Origin of the sequence: Achromobacter spanius (assembly GCF_039673305.1) — a bacterium.
Taxonomy (GTDB): Bacteria; Pseudomonadota; Gammaproteobacteria; order Burkholderiales; family Burkholderiaceae_B; genus Achromobacter; species Achromobacter spanius_F.
On sequence record NZ_JBDJLJ010000124.1, the window covers coordinates 1 to 1,411 of the forward strand.

The 1,411-nt window shown below is 67.5% G+C and carries 2 protein-coding genes; both read left to right on the plus strand.

Annotated features, from left to right (window positions below; translation table 11 throughout):
- The coding region (locus tag ABE485_RS31105) for a peptidylprolyl isomerase (protein ID WP_346519100.1) at positions 1-499 on the plus strand (499 nt) is incomplete at its 5' end.
- Positions 500-517: 18 nt separating this feature from the next.
- Entirely contained in the window at positions 518-1,309 is a 792-nt protein-coding gene (gene rsmA, locus ABE485_RS31110; protein WP_346519101.1) for a 16S rRNA (adenine(1518)-N(6)/adenine(1519)-N(6))-dimethyltransferase RsmA, read from the plus strand.
- Positions 1,310-1,411 lie beyond the last annotated feature (102 nt).

Sequence of the window (1,411 nt, forward strand, 5' to 3'; positions counted from 1 at the left end):
GGCGCAGGCGCCGCAAGGCCCCACGCAGGTGGTGCAGACGCGCGCGCGCCACATCCTGATCAAGACGTCCACCGTCATGAGCGACGAACTTGCGCGCCAGCGCCTGGAACAGGTGCGGCAGCGGCTGGTGAACGGGGGCGCCAAGTTCGAAGAAATGGCGCGCCAGTACTCGCAGGACGCGACCGCGCCGCAAGGCGGCGAACTGGGTTGGCTGAACCCGGGCGAGACCGTGCCGCCTTTCGAGGCCGCCATGAACGCGCTGCAGCCGGGCGAAATCAGCCAGCCGGTGCAGACGCCTTTCGGCTGGCACATCATCCAGGTCGAAGAGCGCCGTCAGCATGACGCGACCGACGATCTGGCCCGCATGCGCGCCCGCCAGACCTTGTTCGAGCGCCGTGCCCAGCCTGCCTTCGAAGACTGGCTCGAGCAGTTGCGCGCCCAGGCGTACGTCGACAACCGTCTCGAAAAGCAGCAGAAGATCCAGCAGAACAACCGCTAACCGCATTACGGGCTTTTCATGTCTCAACACCAGGCGCGCAAGCGCTTTGGCCAGAACTTCCTGACCGACGAGAGCGTCGTCGAGTCCATCGTCCGGGCGGTTGCGCCCGCCCGCGACGATGTCGTGGTCGAGATCGGCCCGGGCTTGTCCGCGCTGACGCGGCCCCTGCTCGAGCGGATCGATCACCTGACCGCGGTGGAAATCGACCGGGATCTGGCGGCCCGCCTGCGCAAGCAGTTCGAGGCTTCGCGCCTGACCGTGGTCGAAGCCGATGCGCTGACCGTGGATTTTTCGCAGTTCGGCAACGCGTTGCGCGTGGTGGGCAACCTGCCCTACAACATCTCCAGCCCGCTGCTGTTCCACTTGGCGACGTGGGCCGATCACGTCCGTGATCAGCATTTCATGCTGCAGCGCGAAGTGATCGACCGCATGGTGGCCAAGCCCGGTTCGGGCGACTTCAGCCGCCTGTCCGTGATGCTGCAGTCGCGCTATCGGATGCACAAGCTGTTCGACGTGCCGCCCGAGGCCTTCGACCCGCCGCCCAAGGTGGTGTCGGCGATCGTGCGCATGGTGCCCCTGCCGGCGGACCGCCTGCGGCCAGTCAGCGAGCGCGCCTTCGAAACGGTGGTGGCGCGCGCGTTCTCGCAGCGTCGCAAGATGCTGCGCCGCGTGCTGGCGGATTGGGCGCCGCTGGTGCCCTGGGAAGCCCTGGACATCGCGCCGACCGCGCGGGCCGAGGACATCTCCGTGGACCGGTACATCCGGCTAGCCGATGCGCTGGTCGAAGCCGGCGCGCTGCAGCGGGATTGACCGCCCGCTGAAACAAGAAAAGGCCCCGAGGGGGCTTTTCTTGTTTCAGCGGCGACGCAGGGGAGGGCCTGCTCCCGCGACGGCGGCGCGAGTGAAAGCATG

Bases quoted from the DNA above. Each gene is read 5' to 3' on its own strand.
- rsmA (WP_346519101.1), top strand. From the start codon at position 518: ATGTCTCAACACCAGGCGCGCAAGCGCTTTGGCCAGAACTTCCTGACC.